This window comes from Stenotrophomonas sp. yr243 (assembly GCF_900184195.1).
Taxonomy (GTDB): Bacteria; Pseudomonadota; Gammaproteobacteria; order Xanthomonadales; family Xanthomonadaceae; genus Stenotrophomonas; species Stenotrophomonas lactitubi.
In genome coordinates, this window is the sequence record NZ_FXWT01000003.1 from 234,438 (window position 1) to 248,672 (window position 14,235).

Here is a 14,235-nt window from a genome sequence, read left to right on the forward strand (position 1 = left end):
CGCTCACTCGTTTTCATTGGCGGCGTCGTTGTCGTCGAATTCGCTGCTGAACTGCAGCGGGGCATTGGTGTTGCCGGCGGCCAGGGACTTCACATAGATCGGCGCCAGCGGTTCTTCCTGTACGAGGTCCAGCAGCTGCTCCTTGGCCAGTTCCAGCACGGCCAGGAACGTGACCAGCACGCCCAGCTTGCCTTCTTCGGCGGTGAACAGGTTTTCAAAACGGTAGAACCTGCCGTCTTCAAGCCGTCCCAGCACTTCGCCCATGCGCTGCCGGACACTCAGCGCCTCGCGCTTGATCGCGTGGCCGGTGAACAGCTCGGCGCGCTTGAGCACGTCGTGCAGCGCCATCAGCATTTCCTTCAGGTCCACCGGCGGCGGCAGCTTCACTGCGGCGCGCTCGGGCATGAAGGCATGCGCCACACTGGTGTCACGGTCCTGCCGGGGCAGGGCGTCGATATCCTCGGCGGCCTGTTTGAAGCGTTCGTACTCCTGCAGGCGTCGCACCAGCTCCGCACGCGGATCGGCTTCCTCGCCCTCCACGCTGGGGGGACGGGGCAGCAGCATGCGCGACTTCACTTCCGCCAGGATCGCCGCCATCACCAGGTACTCGGCGGCAAGCTCGAAGCGCAGCTCGCGCATCACGGTGATGTATTCCACGTACTGCCGGGTGATCTCGGCCACGGGAATGTCCAGCACGTCCAGGTTCTGCCGGCGGATCAAATACAGCAGCAGGTCCAGCGGTCCTTCAAAGGCGTCCAGGATGACTTCCAGCGCATCCGGCGGGATGTACAGGTCCTGCGGAATCTGCAGGACCGGTTGCCCATGCACCACGGCCAGCGGCATTTCCTGCTGCTGGGGGGCGGGCGGCCGGGTTGGCGTGTTCGCGTCGAGCGCGAGTTCGGAAGTCATCTAATGGAGATCAGGATTGCAACGGACCAGTCGCGGCAGCTGGCATACCGGGCAACTGCCACGGACCGCCAGGACACCAGGCGCGCCTGTCTCGGCGCGGTTCCACACATCAAAAAACAGGACGCTCCGCAGGACACGGCAGCGACAGGACTACGGGAGGTCGTCTACGGGGCCCGGTCGTGTGGACCGGTTCGAAGCAGCGGGTCGGTCGTCGGGGGCTGCGTTGGCCGCAAAAACCGACGGGCTGCTGCATCCAGCCACGTGCAATGGTTGCTAGGGTAAGCCTTTGCCGCGCCAGTGTCCAGCCGAGGCCGGGCAGGGGGCGGGATTGGCTAGAATCGCTTTACCAGCAACGCGAGCGAGGAAATGCCGGTGTGGTATGTGATTGAAGGTTACGACGGCCAGGATGTACTGGCCCAGCGGCTGCAGGCGCGGCCCGAGCACCTAGCGCGGTTGACCGCACTGCGCGATGAAGGCCGCCTGCTTCTGGCGGGGCCGTGTCCGGCGATCGACAGCGAAGACCCGGGCCCGGCAGGGTTCAGTGGCTCGGTGGTGATTGCCAGCTTCGACTCGCTGCCGCAGGCCCAGGCCTGGGCCGATGCCGACCCCTACGTCGCCGCAGGCGTCTACGTGCGGGTGCAGGTGCGTCCGTTCCGCAAGGTGCTGCCGTGAACGCGAAACGGATCGAGCAGATTCGTGATGCGCTGCAGCAAGCGCTGACCCCCAGCGTGCTTGAGATCGAAGACGACAGCCATCGCCATGCAGGCCACGCCGGAGCGCGCGATGGTCGTGGCCATTTCAACGTGCACGTGGTCAGCGAGCGCTTCGCGGGAATGGCTCCGCTGGCCCGTCATCGCGCGGTCTACGCGGCGCTGGGCACCCTGATGGAAACCGACATCCACGCGTTGTCCATACGCGCACACACCCCGTCAGAGCAGGGCTGAAACCCTGTCCCGAGCTGTCCTGGCAGGTCCGTCGAGGGGCCTGCCAAGGACAGATTTCTGTGTCCGTTTAGGGACATTCGCCTAACGGACTGTTTACAAGCGCAGATGGAAACGCTTACATTCCGCGCCATTGCTGGTAGATCCAAGCCGTGGAGGGCGGCTTCGTGAACAAAGCAGCCATAACAATCAAGGACGTCGCCCGTGAAGCCAAGGTCTCTGTGGCCACCGTTTCGCGCGCGCTCAACGGGCATGAAAATGTCGCCGAACCGGTCCGCCAGCTTGTGCTGGAGGTGGCCGCACGGCTGCGTTACACCCCGCACGCCGCCGCCCGCAGCCTGAGCAGCCGCCGCACCAATACGGTGGGCGTGGTGCTTCCAGACCTGTACGGCGAATTCTTCTCCGAACTGATGCGTGGCATCGACAACGTCGCCCGCAGCCGGCGCCAGCACCTGCTGGTGTCGAGCTATCACGGCGACCAGGAGCAGCAGGGCGCAGCCCTGCGTGCCATGCGCGGCCGGGTCGACGGTCTGCTGGTGCTCTCACCCTATGCCGAGAGCCCGGGGTTCCTGACCGACAACCTGCCGCAGGCATTGCCGACGGTACTCATCAACACCTACCTGCCTGGGCAGGACCATCCGGTGTTGAGCATCGATGACCACGCCGGGGCGATGGCGATGACCCGCCATCTGCTCGACGCCGGCCATCGGCGCATTGCATTCATTTCTGGCCCGGACCTCAACTTCGACGCGCGTGAGCGCCTGCGCGGCTTCCGTGATGCGCTGGCGGCTTTTGGCGGTGGCGCCGAGGGGATCGAGTTGCCCGGTGATTTCGACGAAGCTTCCGGCCATCGCGCCGGTCAGGAGTTGCTGGCAGCCGGCACGCTGCCCGATGCCGTATTCGCCGCCAACGACATGATGGCCCTGGGTTGCCTGTATGCCTTCGCGCAGGCAGGTGTCCATGTGCCCTCCGATGTCGCCCTGGCCGGTTTCGATGACATTCCGCTTGCGCGTTTCGTCCACCCGTCGCTGACCACCATGCAGGTCAGCATCGCCGAACTGGGCGATCGGGCGATGTCGCGCTTGCTGCAGTTGATGGACGGCACCTCCACGGATGGGACAGGGGACAAACAGACCCTGGTCCCGCGCCTGATTGTTCGCGATTCCACCACTCCGCCATCCGGCCATTGAAGCCAGAGGCGTTCCTTCTTTTTTGATTGATCGCAGGTGCCGCGCAAGCGGTCACCGCCACCCGGAGATTGAGTTGATGATGCATTCCACGATCCGCACGCCGGCGCGCCGGCTGCTGAGCACCGCCCTGGTCAGCTGCCTGATGCTGGCCGCCGCTCCCAACGTCATGGCGCAGTCGGCCAACGCCAGCCTGCGCGGCCAGGTGTCCGGCGCGCAGGCCGGTGCCGAAGTCACCGCTACCAACGTCGCCACTGGAACCGTGCGTCGCGGCACCGTGCGCGCCGATGGCAGCTACTCGCTGATGGGCCTGGACCCGGGCACCTATGACGTTGTGGCCAACGGCCAGACGCAGAAGGTCACCGTCACCGTCGCCTCGACCTCGACGCTCAACTTTGCTGGCGCCGCCGCCGGTGGCACCGGTACGACCGCCGCCACCAACCTGGACACCGTCAACGTTGTTGCGCCGACCCTGCTGCAGGAAGTGCGTACCTCCGAAGTCGGCAAGACCGTCAGCCTGCAGCAGATCCAGACCACCCCGCAGGTGTCGCGCAACTTCCTCGAGTTCGCCGACGCGGTGCCGGGCCTGATCTTCACCCGTGATGCCAAGGGCAACACTTCGCTGCGCGGCGGCGCCACCAATGCCGACGGTACCAACGTCTACATCGACGGCGTGGGCCAGAAGAGCTACGTCAAGGGCGGCGGCGTGGCCGGCCAGTCTGGCAGCGCCGGCAACCCGTTCCCGCAGCTGGCCATCGGCGAATACAAGGTCATCAGCGGCAACTACAAGGCCGAGTACGGCCAGGTGTCGAGCGCTGCAGTGACCGCGGCCACCAAGTCCGGCACCAATGAATTCAAGGGTGAGGCGTTCTACCGCTACACCGATGAGGACATGCGCGCCAAGACCCCGGCCGAGCGCCAGGGCGGCAAGGACAAGATGGTCTCGGCCGAGAAGGAATACGGCTTCGCGCTGGGTGGCCCGATCATCCAGGACAAGGCGCACTTCTTCGTCACCTATGAAGCCAAGCGCTTCGACCTGCCGGTCACCATCGCGCCGGACGGCGCGGTCACCGGTGCTGCCGGCCTGCTGCCGGCCATCGGCGCCGCCGGCCTGGGCCCGGCCAGCCAGCCGTTCCAGCAGGATCTGATCTTCGGCAAGATCGACTTCGAGCCGACCGACAACGATCGCATCGAGCTGACCTTCCAGGACCGCGATGAAACCCAGTCGCAGTTCAGTGGCCAGACCTCGCCGGAAGCCGGCCGTGAAGTAGTCAACACCGACCGTCGTTACGCCCTGCGCTGGAACCACAGCGGCGAGCGTTACTACAACGAAATGATGGTCACCCACGAAGATTCGTTCAACAACCCGACGCCGCTGACCCTGGCCAACGGCATTACCTACACCGCACCGGACGGCACCGAAGACCGCACCGTGGTGAAGATTGGTGGCGCCTCGGCGCTGGATTCGCAGGTGAAGGGCCAGAAGGGCTGGTCGATCGAAGACAACCTGACCCTGGACGGCATACAGTGGGCCGGCGACCACACCATCAAGATGGGCGTGAAGTACAAGGCGATCGATCTGTACGCCTCCGATGCGGCGCAGATCAACCCGACCTTCACCTACAGCCTGGGCGATCCGGACTTCCCGGATTCCATTCCGTACAAGGCGCAGTTCGTCAAGCCGGTGACCGGCGTGTCGGGCGTGTCCGGCGAAGTGCGTTCGAAGTCCAAGCAGTACGGCGTGTTCATCCAGGACGACTGGCAGGTCAACGACCATCTGCAGCTGAACATCGGCCTGCGTTGGGACTACGAAAAGACTCCGTCCTACCTGGATTTCGTGACCCCGCAGCAGGTGGTCGACGCGATCTACTCGCAGGATCCGCGCGGCCCCGCTGGCCAGACCTACGCCGATTCGCTGGCGCTGGGCGGCCTGGACATCAGCGATTACATCAGCAACGGCCACAACCGCAAGGCGTTCAAGGATGCCTGGCAGCCGCGCCTGGGCTTCTCGTATGACATCAACGCCGACGAGCAGCACGTGATCCACGGTGGTGCTGGCCGTTCCTACGACCGCGACCTGTTCGACAACCTGCAGCTGGAAACCACCAAGCTGGCCCTGCCGCAGCCGACGATCTACTTCCGCAACCCGGCTACCGGCACCTGCATCAACGGCCAGGCTGCCTGCTATGACTGGAACCCGAACCTGCTCAACGGCATCGGCAACCTGCAGTCGCTGGTCGGCTCGACCAGCAATGCGGGGCTGGAAGTCGATCTGCTGAACAACAAGCTGAAGGCTCCGTATTCGGATCAGTTCAGCCTGGGCATGAGCAACCAGATCGGTGACTGGCTGACCGATGCCACCATCGCCCGCACGCTGAGCTACGACGGGTTCGCCTTCACCCTGGGCAACCGCTACCCGACCGGCCAGTTCTTCGATGACCCGCGCCTGTGCGGCGGCACCGACCCGGGCCTGAGCCAGGCCTGGAGCTGCAACGTGCCGGGCTTCGGCAGCCTGATCATCGGCCAGCAGGGCATCAAGACCCGCGCTACCCAGATCCTGCTGTCGGCGCAGAAGCCGTTCACCCAGGAAAGCGGCTGGGGCACCTCGATCGCCTACACCTGGACGACCGCGCGCCACAACCGCGACATCAACGAGAAGTACGCCTTTGACCGCGGTCTGATCGGCGATTACCCGACCATCCGTTCCAACGGCGCGCCGCGCCACCGCCTGGTGGTCACCGGTTCGTACGCGGGCTTCTGGGGCATCACCTTCGGCGGCAAGATCACCCTGGCCACCCCGACCGCCGTCAACGACTGGTACCCGGTGCCGCAGGCCAGCGGCTACAACCTGCCGACGCCGCAGGCGGCTGTGCCCAACGCCAATGGCAAGTTCCTGCTGGGCGGCAAGATCTTCGGCTACCGTTCGGTGGATCTGCAGGCGACGAAGACGTTCAAGATGCCGGGCGATACCGAGCTGTACGCGCGTATCGACATCATCAACGTGTTCAACTTCGACAACTTCTCCACCTACAACTACGTCAAGACCAACGGCAAGCTGCAGGCCAGCTACAACGAGACCGGCGAGATCATTGGTACGCCGCGTCAGGTCAAGGCCGAAGTGGGCTTCCGCTTCTGATCACAGGCAGTTGATGCAACATGGTGCCGCCGGTTCGCCGGCGGCACCGGCAATGGCCGGCCTCCGGGCTGGTCCATTGCCCACGCCATTGCCAGGCAGGGGGCAATGGCGTGGGCAATGACCGCGGTGTCATCGACCACGTTTCCGTGGTTTTTTAAGGCCGCACTTTGTAAACGATTTCAGGTCATTGGACGTTATGCTCTTTCATCGATCAGCCCACCGGAGGAACCGCGCCATGCAGGCACGCCACCTGATGACCGCCGCTGCGATGACCCTGGCCATCGCCGCCTGCAAACCGGCCCAGCAGGAGCCTGCCAAGCCGCGCCCGCCGGTGATCCTGATCGAGGCGGACGCACCGCCTCGGCCGATGAAGCCCGAACTGCCGCCACTGTTCGATGACCTCGAGCGCCGCACCTTCCAGTTCTTCTGGGATACCACCAACGAGATCAACGGCCTCACCCCGGACCGTTATCCGTCGCGGCCGTTCGCCAGCATCGCCTCGGTCGGCTTCGCCCTGACCGCGTATCCGATCGGCATCGAGAACGGCTGGGTCAGCCGCAACCAGGCGATCGACCGCACCCTGACCACCCTGAAGTTCTTCCGCGACGTGCCGATGGGCCCGCAGCGCACCGGCAAGGCCGGCTACAAGGGTTTCTACTACCACTTCCTGGACATGCAGGAAGGGCGCCGCTACGACAGCTGGGTGGAACTGTCCTCGGTGGACACCGCGCTGCTGATGATGGGCGTGCTGTTCGCGCAGTCGTACTACGACGGCGACGATCCGCGCGAGAAGGAAATCCGGCAGATCGCCGACACCCTGTACAAGCAGGTCGACTGGCCGTGGCTGCAGCAGCGTGCGCCGCTGATCTCGATGGGCTGGTTCCCCGAGAACGGCTTCATCGACCATGACTGGATGGGTTACAACGAGGCGATGATGGTCTACATCCTTGCCCTGGGTTCGCCCAGCCATCCGGTCAGTCCGGATGCGTGGACGGTATGGACGCGGACCTACGACAACGACTGGGGCGTCTACCAGGGCCAGGAATACCTGTCCTTCGGCCCGCTGTTCGGCCACCAGTACAGCCACGTCTGGATCGATTTCCGCGACATCCAGGATGCCTACATGCGCGAGCGTGGCAGCACCTACTTCCTCAACAGCCGTTCGGCCGCGCTGGCCCAGCGTGAGTACGCCATCGCCAATCCGATGAACTGGAAGGAGTACGGCGAGAACGTGTGGGGCCTGACCGCCAGCGATGGTCCGCAGAACACCACCCAGGAATACCGCGGCGAGCAGCGCCAGTTCCGCCATTACTCTTCGCGCGGCGCAGGCCTGCGCGAGAATTTCGATGACGGCACGATCGCGCCAACCGCGGCGATCTCCTCGGTCGTGTTCGCGCCCGAGGAAGTGATCCCGGCCACGCTGGAGATGCACAAGCGCTACGGCGACTACATCTACTCCAGCTATGGCTTCCTGGATTCGTTCAATCCCAGTTTCAACTACGACATCCCGATCAAGACCGGGCGCGTGGTGCCTGATCGCGGCTGGGTCGCCAGCGACTACATCGCCATCGACCAGGGCCCGATCCTGACCATGATCGCCAACTACCGCAATGACTTCGTCTGGGATGTGATGAAGAAGAACCCGTACATCCGCAAGGGCCTGGAACGGGCGGGCTTCAGTGGTGGCTGGCTGGCGCCGGAAGGCTCCTTCCAGCCGCTGGAGCTGCAGAAGGATGAGAAGGCCGCGGCGGCACGTGCGGTCGGTATCGCTGAATCACGTGCGGCCGCCGCGCAGGAACAGAAAAACAATGCCAACCGCAACACCGGCCAGGGGAAGTAACAAGGTGCACGACTGGAAACACCGCCTGCGACGCTGGGCATTGCCTGCACTGGCCGCGCTGGTCATGGCTGGCTGTGCCCGCCCCGAGCAGGGCACCACCACCGTGCGCTTCTGGGCGATGGGGCGCGAGGCCGAAGTGGTCAGCGAGCTGATCCACGAATTCGAAGCGGAGAACCCCGGCATCAAGGTCGATGTGCAGAACATCCCGTGGACGGCCGCGCACGAGAAGCTGCTGACCGCGTTCGCCGCCGATGGCCTGCCCGACGTATGCCAGCTCGGCAACACCTGGGTGCCCGAATTCGCCGAACTCAACGCGCTGACGCCGTTGCAGCCGTTCGTGCAGCGCTCGACCGTGGTCGATCCGAAGGACTATTTCCAGGGCATCTGGGATACCAACGTGATCCACGACGAGCTGGTCGGCGTGCCGTGGTACGTCGATACCCGCCTGATCTACTACCGCAAGGATCTGTTGGCCAAGGCCGGCTTCGACCACCCGCCGCGCACCTGGGCGGAATGGAACGAGCAGATGGCCGCGATCAAGCGCATGCAGGGCCCGAACCGCTATGCGGTGCTGATGCCGATCAACGAGTTCGAGCAGCAGCTGTCGCTGGCGCTGCAGCAGCAGGACCCGCTGCTGCGTGACGACGACACCCGCGGCAATTTCTCCAGCCCCGGTTTCCGCCGCACGCTCGGTTTCTACGCCAACATGTTCGAGCAGGGCTGGGCGCCGAAGATGTCCGAGACCCAGATCTCCAACGTCTGGGATGAATTCTTCCGCGGCTTCAACGTGTTCTACATCTCTGGCCCCTGGAACATCCGCGAGTTCAAGAAGCTGCAGCCGAAGGAGCTGGAAGGGCAGTGGGGCACCGCCGCGCTGCCGGGTCCGGATGGTCCGGGCGCGGGCATCGCCGGCGGTACCAGCCTGGTGATCTTCCGCAAGTCGCAGCAGAAGGAAGCCTCCTGGAAGCTGATCGAATTCCTGTCGCGGCCGGCAATCCAGGCGCGCTTCCACGCGATCATCGGCGACCTGCCGCCGCGTCGCAGCACGTGGGACGCGCCGTCGCTGGCCAACGATCCGCTTGCCGCCGCGTTCCGCGACCAGCTGGAGCGGGTCAAGCCGACCCCGAAGGTGCTCGAATGGGAGCGCATCGTGCAGGAAATGCGCATCGTCACCGAACAGGTGGTGCGTGGTGGCCTGCCGCAGGACAAGGCCGTGGCCGAACTGGACCAGCGCGTGGACAAGGTGCTGGCCAAGCGTCGCTGGATGCATGAACAACAACGCCTGCAGCGCAGCGCACCCCCCTCGGGTTCGACCAGTGCAGTCGCGGCCGGGAGCCCGCAATGAAACGTTCTTCCCTTGCCGGCTGGATCTTCGCCGGCCCCTCGCTGATCGTGCTCGGTGTGTTCTTCGGCCTGCCGGTAGCCTCGGCGCTGGCGCTGAGCGTGACCGACTTCGACCTGTACGCGCTGGCCGACAGCAGCAACCTGCGCTTCGTGGGTCTCGGCAACTACATCGATCTGCTGCAGACACCGATGTTCTGGAAGTCGCTGTGGAACACCACGTATTTCGTGGTGATCGGCGTGCCGTTGTCGATCGGCGTATCGCTGGGCGCGGCGATGCTGCTCAATGCCCCGGCGGCACGCTTCAAGGCGCTGTTCCGCACGGCGCTGTTCGCCCCGGTGGTGACCACGCTGGTGGCAGTGGCGGTGATCTGGCGCTATCTGTTCCACACCAGCTACGGTCTGGTGAACTACGGTCTGGGCCACCTGGGCATCAGCCCGATCGACTGGCTGGGCGACCCCAACTGGGCCATGCCGACCATCATGCTGTTCGCGGTGTGGAAGAACTTCGGCTACAACATGGTGATCTTCCTGGCCGGCCTGCAGGCGATCCCGCATGACCTGTACGAGGCCGCGCGCATCGATGGCGCCTCGCGCTGGAAGCAGTTCCTGCACATCACCCTGCCGATGCTCGGCCCGGTGCTGCTGGTGGTCGGCGTGATCACCGTGTCCGGTTACTTCCAGCTGTTCGCCGAACCTTATGTGATGACCCGCGGCGACCCACTGCAGAGCACCGTCAGCGTGCTGTATTTCATGTTCGAGGAAGGCTTCAAGTGGTGGAACCTGGGACGCGCCTCGGCTGTGGCGTTCCTGCTGTTCCTGATCATCCTGGCGGTGACCACCGTGATGCTGCGCTTTGGCCGCAAGAGGCAGTTGGTATGAGTCGTGAAATCGGCCAGTCACGCTGGCACCCGTGGATGATCAACGGCGCGCTGCTGGTGCTGGCCCTGGTCAGCCTGGCACCGTTGCTGTGGATGCTCTCGGTCTCGTTCATGCCGCAGGGTGAGGCGACTCATTTCCCGCCGCCGCTGCTGCCGTCCAGCATCACCACGCACAACTACACGGAGCTGTTCGCGCGCACCGGCATGGGCGGCAACTTCGCCAACAGCCTGCTGGTGTCGTTGGCGATCACCCTCGGTTCGCTGCTGCTCAACACGATGGCCGGCTACGCCTTCGCCAAGCTCAACTTCGTTGGTCGTGAGCGCCTGTTCCAGGTGCTGATGGCGGCGCTGGTGATCCCGGCACAGGTGGCGATGCTGCCGCTGTTCCTGCTGATGAAGCAGCTGGGCCTGGTCAACAGTTTCGGCGGCGTGATCGTACCGGCGCTGGCCAGCGTGTTCGGCATCTTCCTGGTGCGCCAGTACGCCCGCTCGATTCCTGATGAGCTGCTGGAAGCGGCACGCATCGACGGGGCAGGGGAGCTGCGGATCTTCTTCCAGATCGTGCTGCCGATGCTGAAGCCGGTGCTGGTGACGCTGGCGATCTTCACCTTCATGGGCGCATGGAACGATTTCATGTGGCCCCTGATCGTGTTGACCGACCAGGAGCACTACACTTTGCCGGTGGCCCTGGCCACCCTCTCGCGCGAACACATCATGGACGTGGAAATGATGATGGCCGGCGCAGTGGTCACCGTGGTTCCGGTGCTGGCGCTGTTCCTGGTGCTGCAGCGGTACTACATCCAAGGATTGTTGCTGGGGAGCGTGAAGGGATGAAGCGTGCGATCGCCGTTGGACTGGGCCTGTTGTGGTCTTCCCTGGCGATCGCCGCACCACCGGCGCTGCCCGCGCCGAAGGTGCTGGATGATTTCGACGACATCAGCGCATGGAAGCTGGTGTTGTCCGACCAGGTCAGCGGCTCGCTGCGGCCGGTCAGTGGCGCCGGCGGTGGCCGCGCGCTGTGCCTGGATTACGACTTCCATGAGGTCTCCGGCTACGTCGGCATCCGTCGCCCGCTGACCATCGAATACCCGGCCAATTACCGTTTCGGTTTCCAGCTGCGCGGTGATTCGCCCGCCAACGACCTGCAGTTCAAGCTGATCGACGCCAGCGGTGACAACGTGTGGTGGGTCAACCGCCCCGGCTACGCTTTCCCCAAGGCGTGGACGCCGGTGGAGTACCGCCGCCGGCAGATCGACAAGGCCTGGGGGCCATCGCCAGAGAAGGACATGGCGCGCAGCGCGTCGATGGAATTCACGATCTACAGCAAGGTCGGCGGCCGCGGCACCGTGTGCTTCGACAAGCTGACCCTGCAGGGCCTGCCCGCGCAGGACGATTCCGCGCTGCGGCCCTCGGTGATCGCCGATACCGCAACCGCGCTGCAGGACCGGATGATCGACGGCAAGTCCGATACCTTCTGGATCAGTGGCGGGGTCAAGCAGCAGACCATCAGCCTGGACCTGCACAAGAGCCGCGAGATCGGCGGCGCGGTGATCGACTGGCTGCCGAGCCTGGAATCGAACCGCTACACCGTGCGCACCTCCGAGGACGGTCGTGACTGGCGTACCGTGCGCGAAGTGACCGCCGGTGCCGGCGGCCGTGACTGGCTGGCACTGCCCGACACCGATGCACGCTACGTCCGTTTCGACCTGCAGGGCGGACCGAACTGGCGCTACGGCATCCGTGACATCACCCTGAAGCCGCTGGCGTTCGCCGCGACTCCCAATGCCTTCCTGTCCTCGGTGGCGGCCGACCTGCCGCGTGGCACATTGCCGCGCGCCTACGTCGGCGAGCAGCCGTACTGGACCCTGTTGGGCCTGGACGGTGGCCAGGAACAGGCATTGATCAGTGAGGACGGCGCACTGGAGCCGGCCAAGGGCAGCTTCAGCATCGAGCCGTTCATCCGCCTCGACGGCAAGCTGCTGGATTGGGCCGACGTTGCCATCACCCAGTCGCTGCAGGGTCGCTACCTGCCGATCGCCACGGTCGACTGGGTGCACGAGAAAGCCGGCCTGTCGGTGACCAGCTTCGTGCAGGGCACGCCCGAACGCGCCCAGCTGATCGGGCGCTACCGGTTGAGCAATCCGGACAAGGTCGCGCACGAATACACCCTGGCACTGGCGATCCGCCCGTGGCAGGTCAATCCGCCCACCCAGTTCCTCAACACGGTGGGCGGCTTCAGCCGCATCGACAGCGTGGACGTGGGCGAGCAGCTGGTGCGCATCAATGGCGAACCGCGGCTGTATCCCCTGCAGGTGCCGGATGCGCGCTTTGCCAGCAGTTTCGACGGCAAGCTGGATGCGATGCACCTGGCCAGCGGCAAGCTGCCCGCCACCACCGCCGTGAAGGATCCGACCGGCATGGCGTCCGGCGCACTGCTGTACACGATCAAGCTCGAACCCGGGCAGAGCCGCGAGGTGGCGATCGTGCTGCCGCAGACCGGCAGCTGGGCGCCGCAGGCGCTGGACGTGGCCAAGGCACAGCAGCAGGTTGCGGCAATGTGGCGCGACAAGCTGGGTGCTGTGACCCTGCAGGTGCCGGCTGCCGGCCAACCGCTGGTGGAAACCCTGCGCACCGCGGTGGCGCACATGCTGATCTCGCGGGTCGGCCCGCGCCTGCAGCCGGGTACGCGCTCGTACGCACGCAGCTGGATCCGCGACGGCGCGATGATCTCCGAAGGCCTGCTGCGGATGGGCCGCAGCGATGCCGTGCGCGACTACGTGACCTGGTATGCGCCTTACCAGTTTGAAAACGGCAAGGTGCCGTGCTGCGTCGATGCGCGTGGCAGCGATCCGGTGCCGGAGAACGACAGCCACGGTGAGCTGATCTACAACATCGCCGAATACGGCCGTTACACCGGCGACACCGCCTTCCTCGAGCAGATGTGGCCGCACGTGCTGGGCGCCTACAGCTACATGGAGCAACTGCGCGGCAGCGAGCGCACCGAAGAGAACCGCGCACGCAATCCGGCCTTCTACGGGATGATGCCGGCCTCGATCAGCCACGAGGGCTACTCGGCCAAGCCGATGCATTCGTACTGGGACAACTTCTGGGCGCTGCGTGGATACAAGGACGCCGCGCAACTGGCGGCGCAGCTGGGTAAGGTCGAAGCGATGCAGATCAGCGAATCGCGCGATCAGTTCCGTGATGACCTGCAGGCCTCGCTGCTGGCGGCCATGCAGCAGCATCGCATCGACTATCTGCCGGGCTCGGCCGAGCTGGGTGATTTCGATGCCACGTCCACCACGATCGCGCTGGCACCGGGTGGCGAGCAGGGGCGGTTACCGCAGGAGGCGCTGGACGCGACCTTCCAGCGCTACTGGAACGAATTCGTCGCGCGCCGCGATGGCAAGCGCGAATGGAAGGACTACACGCCGTACGAATGGCGCAACGTCGCGGCGTTCGTGCGCCTGGGCTGGCGCGATCGCGCCTGGCAGGCCACCGAGTTCTTCTTCAAGGATCGCGCGCCGCAGGCCTGGAACCAGTGGGCCGAGGTGGTCTCGCGTACGCCGCGCAAGCCGTTCTTTGTGGGTGACCTGCCGCATGCCTGGGTGGCCTCGGACTTCGTCCGTTCGGCGCTGGACATGTTCGGCTACAACCGCGATGCAGATGAAGCACTGGTACTCGCTGCGGGCATCCCGGTGTCGTGGCTGCAGGGCGAGGGCATCGCCGTGCAGGGCCTGCGCACGCCGCAGGGGCAGCTCAACTATCGCCTGCAGCGCAGCGACAAGCTGCTGGTGCTGGAGGTGCAGCCCGGCCTGGTGCCGCCGGCCGGTGGCGTGGTGCTGCCATGGCCGTATGCCGGCGAGCCGGGCCAGGCGACGGTCAACGGCGAGGCGGTGGAATGGATCAACAACGAGCTGCATGTGCACCAGTTGCCGGCACGGGTCGAGATCGACGTGCCCAGCGCAGTGCGCCGCGCCGAACGCAAAGGGCAGTAACC

The 14,235-nt window shown here is 65.1% G+C and carries 10 protein-coding genes; 9 read left to right on the forward strand and 1 reads right to left on the reverse strand.

Annotated features, from left to right (window positions below; translation table 11 throughout):
- Nucleotides 1–3 precede the first annotated feature (3 nt).
- Nucleotides 4–909 carry a ScpA family protein gene (locus QOL57_RS13840; RefSeq protein WP_089236191.1) on the reverse strand — a complete coding sequence of 302 codons (906 nt, stop codon included), beginning with the start codon at nt 907–909 and terminating at the stop codon, nt 4–6.
- 372 nt (nt 910–1,281) lie between these two features.
- On the opposite strand from QOL57_RS13840, the gene QOL57_RS13845 reads away from it, so the two are divergent.
- The 9 genes from QOL57_RS13845 to QOL57_RS13885 all read left to right on the forward strand — a co-directional run bounded on the left by QOL57_RS13845 (nt 1,282) and on the right by QOL57_RS13885 (nt 14,233).
- Nucleotides 1,282–1,581: a YciI family protein gene (locus QOL57_RS13845; protein ID WP_089238010.1), complete on the forward strand. Its 300-nt coding sequence runs from the start codon at nt 1,282–1,284 to the stop codon at nt 1,579–1,581.
- Nucleotides 1,578–1,853 carry a BolA family protein gene (locus tag QOL57_RS13850; protein WP_089236190.1) on the forward strand — a complete coding sequence of 92 codons (276 nt, stop codon included), beginning with the start codon at nt 1,578–1,580 and terminating at the stop codon, nt 1,851–1,853. The genes QOL57_RS13845 and QOL57_RS13850 overlap by 4 nt, the downstream gene beginning before the upstream one ends.
- Before the next feature lie 164 nt (nt 1,854–2,017).
- A complete protein-coding gene (locus QOL57_RS13855; protein WP_089238008.1) occupies nt 2,018–3,040 on the forward strand; it encodes a LacI family DNA-binding transcriptional regulator in 1,023 nt (340 codons plus the stop codon).
- A 76-nt stretch (nt 3,041–3,116) separates the two neighbouring features.
- A complete protein-coding gene (locus QOL57_RS13860) occupies nt 3,117–6,173 on the forward strand; it encodes a TonB-dependent receptor (protein WP_089236189.1) in 3,057 nt (1,018 codons plus the stop codon).
- Nucleotides 6,174–6,408: 235 nt separating this feature from the next.
- Complete coding sequence (locus QOL57_RS13865; RefSeq protein WP_089236188.1) at nt 6,409–8,013, forward strand: glucoamylase family protein; 1,605 nt, start codon at nt 6,409–6,411, stop codon at nt 8,011–8,013.
- Between the two features lie 4 nt (nt 8,014–8,017).
- Nucleotides 8,018–9,358, forward strand: a complete 1,341-nt coding sequence (locus QOL57_RS13870) for a sugar ABC transporter substrate-binding protein (RefSeq protein ID WP_089236187.1) — start codon at nt 8,018–8,020, stop codon at nt 9,356–9,358.
- Nucleotides 9,355–10,236, forward strand: coding sequence for a sugar ABC transporter permease (locus tag QOL57_RS13875; RefSeq protein WP_089236186.1), 882 nt, complete (start codon nt 9,355–9,357; stop codon nt 10,234–10,236). The genes QOL57_RS13870 and QOL57_RS13875 overlap by 4 nt, the downstream gene beginning before the upstream one ends.
- The gene (locus QOL57_RS13880) at nt 10,233–11,069 is read left to right on the forward strand and encodes a carbohydrate ABC transporter permease (protein ID WP_089236185.1); all 837 of its coding nucleotides are present in this window, start codon (nt 10,233–10,235) and stop codon (nt 11,067–11,069) included. Before QOL57_RS13875 ends, QOL57_RS13880 begins: the two co-directional genes overlap by 4 nt.
- Nucleotides 11,066–14,233 carry a discoidin domain-containing protein gene (locus QOL57_RS13885; protein WP_089236184.1) on the forward strand — a complete coding sequence of 1,056 codons (3,168 nt, stop codon included), beginning with the start codon at nt 11,066–11,068 and terminating at the stop codon, nt 14,231–14,233. Before QOL57_RS13880 ends, QOL57_RS13885 begins: the two co-directional genes overlap by 4 nt.
- The last annotated feature ends 2 nt before the right edge of the window (nt 14,234–14,235 follow it).

Excerpts from the sequence above, each read along its gene's own strand:
- QOL57_RS13880 (WP_089236185.1), top strand. The coding sequence starts at position 10,233 with ATGAGTCGTGAAATCGGCCAGTCACGCTGGCACCCGTGGATGATCAAC.
- QOL57_RS13865 (WP_089236188.1), top strand. The coding sequence starts at position 6,409 with ATGCAGGCACGCCACCTGATGACCGCCGCTGCGATGACCCTGGCCATC.
- QOL57_RS13885 (WP_089236184.1), top strand. The coding sequence starts at position 11,066 with ATGAAGCGTGCGATCGCCGTTGGACTGGGCCTGTTGTGGTCTTCCCTG.
- QOL57_RS13875 (WP_089236186.1), top strand. The coding sequence starts at position 9,355 with ATGAAACGTTCTTCCCTTGCCGGCTGGATCTTCGCCGGCCCCTCGCTG.
- QOL57_RS13840 (WP_089236191.1), bottom strand. The coding sequence starts at position 909 with ATGACTTCCGAACTCGCGCTCGACGCGAACACGCCAACCCGGCCGCCC.
- QOL57_RS13860 (WP_089236189.1), top strand. The coding sequence starts at position 3,117 with ATGATGCATTCCACGATCCGCACGCCGGCGCGCCGGCTGCTGAGCACC.